Annotated in this window: 5 protein-coding genes and 1 pseudogene; 5 read left to right on the top strand and 1 reads right to left on the bottom strand. The window is 73.0% G+C overall.

What is annotated here, in order from left to right:
* Positions 1 to 225: pseudogene (locus tag ABWK99_RS12310) on the bottom strand (hypothetical protein); the annotation flags it as partial.
* A gap of 184 nt (positions 226 to 409) precedes the next feature.
* Here ABWK99_RS12310 and mtrA point away from each other — a divergent pair.
* The 5 genes from mtrA to hpf all read left to right on the top strand — a co-directional run.
* Positions 410 to 1,093: an MtrAB system response regulator MtrA gene (mtrA, locus tag ABWK99_RS12305; protein ID WP_372594995.1), complete on the top strand. Its 684-nt coding sequence runs from the start codon at positions 410 to 412 to the stop codon at positions 1,091 to 1,093.
* 13 nt (positions 1,094 to 1,106) lie between these two features.
* A complete protein-coding gene (mtrB, locus tag ABWK99_RS12300; RefSeq protein WP_372594994.1) occupies positions 1,107 to 2,813 on the top strand; it encodes an MtrAB system histidine kinase MtrB in 1,707 nt (568 codons plus the stop codon).
* Positions 2,810 to 4,582, top strand: a complete 1,773-nt coding sequence (locus ABWK99_RS12295) for an LpqB family beta-propeller domain-containing protein (RefSeq protein ID WP_372594993.1) — start codon at positions 2,810 to 2,812, stop codon at positions 4,580 to 4,582. The genes mtrB and ABWK99_RS12295 overlap by 4 nt, the downstream gene beginning before the upstream one ends.
* Before the next feature lie 55 nt (positions 4,583 to 4,637).
* A complete protein-coding gene (locus ABWK99_RS12290) occupies positions 4,638 to 5,384 on the top strand; it encodes a ComF family protein (RefSeq protein ID WP_372594992.1) in 747 nt (248 codons plus the stop codon).
* Positions 5,385 to 5,552: 168 nt separating this feature from the next.
* On the top strand, positions 5,553 to 6,179 hold a 627-nt coding region (hpf, locus tag ABWK99_RS12285; protein ID WP_372594991.1), incomplete at its 3' end, for a ribosome hibernation-promoting factor, HPF/YfiA family.

The following is a 6,179-nucleotide window of genomic DNA, read 5'->3' as shown; positions in this document are numbered from 1 at the left end:
GGGCTGGCCGTACTGGGGTTGGCCGTAGCCGGGCTGGCCGTACTGGGGTTGGCCGTAGCCGGGCTGGCGGTAGTGGGGTTGCCCGTAGCCGGGCTGGCCGTAGCCGGGCTGGACCGTGGGCGGCTGAACCTCCTGCGGCTGCCCGTAGCCGGGCTGCTCGTCCTGCCCTGCCGGACCCCAGCCCTGCGGCGGGCGCGGAGCCCCGGGGCCCTGTGGTTCGCTCACGTCACTCCTGGAGATCGGCGCCTTCGTTGTCAGATCCTGCACCTGCGGCAGTCCGTACGAGCCGCGGGGCCAGCACGGGCTCCGGGCCGCGACCATCGTGCCACGGAGCGGAGCGGGCCGTGGTTCATCCGGTGCTACGGCGATCCGCATCGATCCACACGGTCCGGGGTGACACCATGGGCCCATGAACGGACGGATCCTCGTGGTCGACGACGACGTCGCACTCGCCGAGATGGTCGGGATCGTGCTGCGCGCCGAGGGGTTCGAGCCCCTCTTCTGCAGCCACGGCGACGACGCGCTCGATGCCTTCCACTCTTCACAGCCGGACCTGGTGCTGCTCGACCTCATGCTTCCCGGCAAGGACGGCACGGAGATCTGCCGCCTGATCCGGGCCGAGTCGTCGGTGCCGATCGTCATGCTCACGGCCAAGAGCGACACGGTGGACGTCGTCGTGGGTCTCGAGTCCGGGGCGGACGACTACATCCCCAAGCCGTTCAAGGCCAAGGAGCTCATCGCGCGGGTCCGGGCGCGACTGCGGCACAACGACCAGCCGAGCCCCGAGCAGCTGGGGATCGGCGACCTGCACATCGACGTCGCCGGGCACCGCGTCACCCGGGCCGGGGAGCTCATCGCCCTGACCCCGCTGGAGTTCGACCTGCTCGTGGCCCTGGCCCGCAAGCCGTGGCAGGTGTTCACCCGCGAGACCCTGCTGGAGAAGGTCTGGGGCTACCGGCACGCGGCGGACACGCGCCTGGTCAACGTCCACGTGCAGCGGCTGCGGTCGAAGATCGAGCACGACCCCGAGCACCCGGAGATCGTCGTGACCGTCCGAGGCGTCGGGTACAAGGCGGGTGCGACCACCGCATGACGGTGGACGGACCGTGAGCCGTCGTTCACCCGGCGCCGTGCGCAGGGCCCGGCTCGCCGCGCTGCGCTCCGCCCGCCGGATCCGGCTCGGGACGGCGAACGCCGTCCTCGTGTGGCGGTCGTCGTTGCAGGTCCGGGTGCTCACCTCCACGCTCGTCGTCGGGATCCTCGCTCTCGTCGGCCTGGGGGTGTACCTCTCGGACCGGATCCGCGACGGGCTCTTCGACCAGCGGGTCGCGCAGCTGCTCGAGGAGAGCGCGCGCTCGACCCAGAGCGCCCAGACGACGCTGTCCACCTCGACGGCGCCGACCGCTGCAGAGGTCCAGCAGCTGTTCTTCGACCTGGTCCCCGCGCTCAAGGTCGGCGGGTCGGGTGCCCCGGAGATCTTCCTGCGGCGCTCGCCGGTCGATGCTCCTCCGCTCCTGGTCAACGACGTCTCCTCGCGGCCGGAGCTCAACTACCTGCTCAGCGCCGATCTGCGCGCGGCGATCCTCGCCGACGACACCCAGCACTGGATGTCCGTCGCGATCCCCGTCGACGAGGGCGAGGGGGTCCACCCCGGGGTGCTCGTGGGCAGCATCGTCACGGTGCCGGCCGCCGGGCAGTACGAGCTGTACTTCCTCTACAGCCTCGAGTCGGAGGCCACGACGCTCGGCTTCGTCCAGCGCGTGCTCGGCGCGGCCGCTGCCGGCCTCGTGCTCCTGCTCGCCGCGATGACCTGGTCGGTCACCAGGCAGACCGTCCAACCGGTGCGCAGCGCGGCGCGGGTCGCCGAGCGTTTCGCCGAGGGGCACCTGTCCGAGCGGATGACCGTCAAGGGCATGGACGAGATGGCGACCCTGGCGCGCTCGTTCAACGAGATGGCCGCCTCCCTGCAGGACCAGATCGGCCGGATGGAGGAGCTCTCCCTGCTCCAGCGACGGTTCGTCTCGGACGTCTCGCACGAGCTGCGCACCCCCTTGACGACCATCCGGATGGCCGCCGAGGTGATCCACGACGCGCGCGAGGACCTGGGCAAGGCCGCCGGTCGCTCCGCGGAGCTCCTCACCACGCAGCTCGACCGCTTCGAGGAGCTCCTGGCCGACCTGCTCGAGATCAGCCGCTTCGACGCGGGCGCCGCGATGCTGGACGCCGACAGCCTCGACGTGCGCGAGGTGGTCACCACGGCCGTCGAGCAGGCAGCACCCCTGGCCGAGCGCAAGGGCTCGTGGCTCTCGGTGACCCTCCCGGAAGGGCCGGCCGTCGCCGACATCGACCCGCGCCGCGTGGAGCGGGTGCTGAGGAACCTGCTGGTCAACGCGATCGAGCACGCCGAGGGCCAGAACATCGAGGTGCGCGTCGCCGGTGACGCGCGGGCTGTCGCGGTCTCGGTGCGCGACCACGGGATCGGCATGACCACCGAGGAGGCCGAGCACGTCTTCGACCGCTTCTGGCGCGCGGACCCCGCCAGGGCGAGGACGACCGGTGGCACCGGGCTCGGCCTGGCGATCTCCGTCGAGGACGCCCACCTGCACGGCGGCTGGCTCGAGGCCTGGGGTGCGCCGGGAGCGGGGGCCTGCTTCCGGCTGACCCTGCCGCGTCGTGCAGGGATCGTCCTGGAGTCCTCCCCGCTGCCGCTGGTGCCCGACGACGACCCGGTGGTCCCGATGGTCGAGCCCCGTCGGACGTCGACGGCACTCGACCCGACCTCCGTCCCCGACCTGGAAGGCTGGGACCGATGAGCCTGACCCACCCGGCCCACGTGCCCCACCCGGCCCACCCGCGGGGCTCCTGGCGACGACGGCCGGTCCCCGGATCGCGTGCCGTCCGCGCCGCCGCCGCGCTCGTCCTGGCGCTCGTCATGGCGGGCTGCGCCGCCATCCCCACCTCGGGTCCCGTGCGCACGGGCGACGTCGTCCTGCAGAGCCCGGGATTCGCCGTCCCGCTCGCCAACGACCCGCCCGCCGACGGGACTCCGCTGGAGATCGTCAACGGCTTCCTGCTCGCCGGTGCTGCCGGGCTCTCCGACGAGTTCACGGTCGCGCGCAAGGTCCTCACCCCGCAGGCGGCGACGGCCTGGGACCCGGTGGCACGCGTGCTGGTCTACCCCCTGCTCGGCGGCGGTCCCGAGATCACCGTCTCGGAGAGCGGCAACGTCGTGGTGGACGTGCCCGTCCAGGGCTCGCTCGACCGCGACGGCGTGTACACGGAGGCCCCCGCCGACGCCCACCAGCAGTTGCAGCTCACGCTGAGCCGCACGAGCGACGACCAGTGGCGCATCTCGGGGCTCGACGACGGCGTGCTCATCTCGGCGACCGACTTCGAGAACGAGTACCGCGCGGTGCCCCTCTACTTCGCCTCGGCGGACGGGACCCAGCTCGTGCCCGACGTGCGCTGGCTCCCGGCGTCGAAGGTCGCCGTGTACGCCGTCCGTGCCCTGCTCGACGGGCCGGTCGACTGGCTCCGGGACGCGGTCCGGACCGGGACGCCGGAGGGATCCCGTCTCGGCCCGCAGTCGGTCAGCATCACCGATCAGGTGGCTCTCGTCGACCTGGCGGGGGGAGCGGCGACCGCCGACGAGAGCCAACGCAACCTTCTGCTCGCCCAGCTCTCCGCGACGATGGAGCGCCTGCCCGGGACAGCCGTCAGCCAGGTCGAGGTGAGCGTCGCCGGTGGTCTGCCGTGGGTCTCCACAGCGAACCCGGCCACGCTCCCGATCCGGGACATCTCCTCGACCTCCGGCCCGTACGCGCTGTCCGACGACGTGCTCGTCGAGCTCGCGGACAGCACGATCACGCCGGTCGAGGGCGTCGCCCCGCTCCCGGCGGGCAGTCGGTCGCCGGCGGTGAGCCTCGACGGGACGGTCCGGGTGGCGCTGACCTCACCGGGTGTCCTGGTCCGACTCCTTCCCGAGGAGGCCGGTGCGACGACGGTGCTGGTCGGCTCCCAGCTCATCGCTCCGGCGGTCGACCGTTACAACTGGGTCTGGTCGGGGGAGGTCGAGTCGGTCGGCGCCCTGACGGCGATCACTGCCGACGGGACGCGTACCACCGTCGCGGCGGACTGGCTCGAGGCCCTCAGCATCCGGTCGATCTCGGTCTCCAGGGACGGCGCGCGGATCGCCATCGTCCACACGGGTACGACGGACGGCCGGGTGGAGGTCGACGTCGCGGCGATCGTGCGCGACGAGTCGGGTCGGCCGTTGCGGATCGGCGACAGGTTCCAGGTGGGACTGAGCGTCGAGGACGCGGTCCAGGTCGCCTGGGCGGACGAGGCGAGCCTCGTCGTGCTGGGTCGACGAGGCTCGGTCGACGCACTCGTGGCGAACCAGGTCCCGGTCGGCGGTCCGACCACGAGCCTCCCGCTCGTCCGCGGTGCCGTCTCGGTCGCCGCAGGGCTCGGGAACCGGTCGATCTACCTCGCCGACGCCGACGGTGGGCTGTTCTCGCGGCAGGGGACCACCTGGGTCGCCGTGGGTGAGGGAGTGATCGACCCGACGTTCCCCGGCTGAGCGCGAGCGCTGTGGACCGCCGGCCCCGCGGCTCCGTCCGGGTGATGCTGGAGGGGTGGCCACCACCGCGCGACCCGCCTCGCCGTTCGTCGAGCTCGCCCGGCTCGTCCTGCCGGCCTCCTGCCCCGGCTGCGGCACCCCGGACGTGCCGCTGTGCCCGGGGTGCGCGCGGAGCCTGCTGGGGCCCGTCCGTCGGGTCGAGGACGGTGCCCCGCGCCTCGACCATCTCGACGGGACCGCTGTGCTCCCGGTCTGGTCAGCGGCCGCGTACAGCGGGCCGGTGCGGGGGATCGTCCCCGCGTGGAAGGACGGCCGCCGGGCGGACCTGACCCCGGTGCTGACCTCGGCGATGGCGCGCTGCGCTGCGGTGGCGTCGAGGGATCTCGCTCCCGCGGCCGACGGCAGAGCCGTGCAGGTGGTCCCCGTGCCGTCCCGACCGGGGGTGCGGCGGCGCCGCGGGGCCGACCTGGTGGGCCTGCTCGCGGCGGCGTGCGCGGCCGAGCTGCGGACCCGCGGGGTCGACGCCCGGGTCGTGGTGGTCCTGGGCCGCCGACGCGGGCGGGACCAGGTCGGGCTCGGCGCGCGGGACCGAGGTCTCAACCTGAGCAGGGCCCTGCGGCTGCGCGGCCGACCGTGCGGGCTGTTCCTCCTGGTGGACGACGTGGTGACCACCGGGGCGACGCTCGCCGCCTGCGAGGAGGCGCTCGCGGGTGGGGGTGGGCTGGTCCTCGGGGCCCTCGTCGTGGCGGCGACGCCGAGGATCACCCGCGCGCCGCTTTCGACTTCAGGGCAGGCAGGCTAACGTCAGTTCATGGAGCCGTTCCGCCCCGCCGACCGTCCCGAGACGAGTGGGCGAGAGCAGCGGACGACCGCCCTCCGACGGAGGAGGTGGTGCGTGGCTGTCGCCCCATGAGGGCGTTCCCGAAGTCCACCGGACGGCGTGCTGCCGTCCACATCAAGGAGGTCCACCATGGAGATCGTCGTCGTCGGACGCCACGCAGAGGTCCCCGAGCGGTTCCGCCGCCATGTCGAGGACAAGCTGTCCAAGATCACGCAGCTCGCGCCGCGAGCCCAGCGGGTCGACGTCGAGATCACCCATGAGCGGAACCCGAGGCAGGCGGACGTGTCCGAACGCATCGAGCTCACGGTGCGAGGCAAGGGCCCCGTCGTCCGGGCGGAGGCCTCTGCCGACGACCCGTACGCCGCTCTCGACGTGGCGATGGGAAAGCTGACCGAGCGGCTGCGCCGCGACCGCGACCGGCGTAAGGACCACCGCAAGGGTGACGCCGTCCCGGCCCAGGCACCGCCCGTCGAGCTCGTCCCTGAGCCGGAGGAGGAGCCCACCCCCGCCCCCCTGGTCATGGGAGAGGCCGTGGAGTCGACGTGGGGCGACTCGCCGGTGGTCATCCGCGAGAAGCTGCACCACGCGGAGCCGATGACCCTCGACGACGCCCTGTACGAGATGGAGCTCGTCGGCCACGACTTCTTCCTGTTCATCGACGCCGAGACGGCGCTGCCCTCCGTGGCCTACCGGCGTCGCGGATGGAGCTACGGGGTGATCCGGCTCGACGCGCCGGTGGCCGCGACGGCGGACGCC

This window comes from Actinotalea sp. (assembly GCF_041597215.1).
Taxonomy (GTDB): Bacteria; Actinomycetota; Actinomycetes; order Actinomycetales; family Cellulomonadaceae; genus Actinotalea.
Note: the sequence above shows the minus strand (reverse complement) of the source record. Positions and strands in the feature narration are given on the sequence as shown.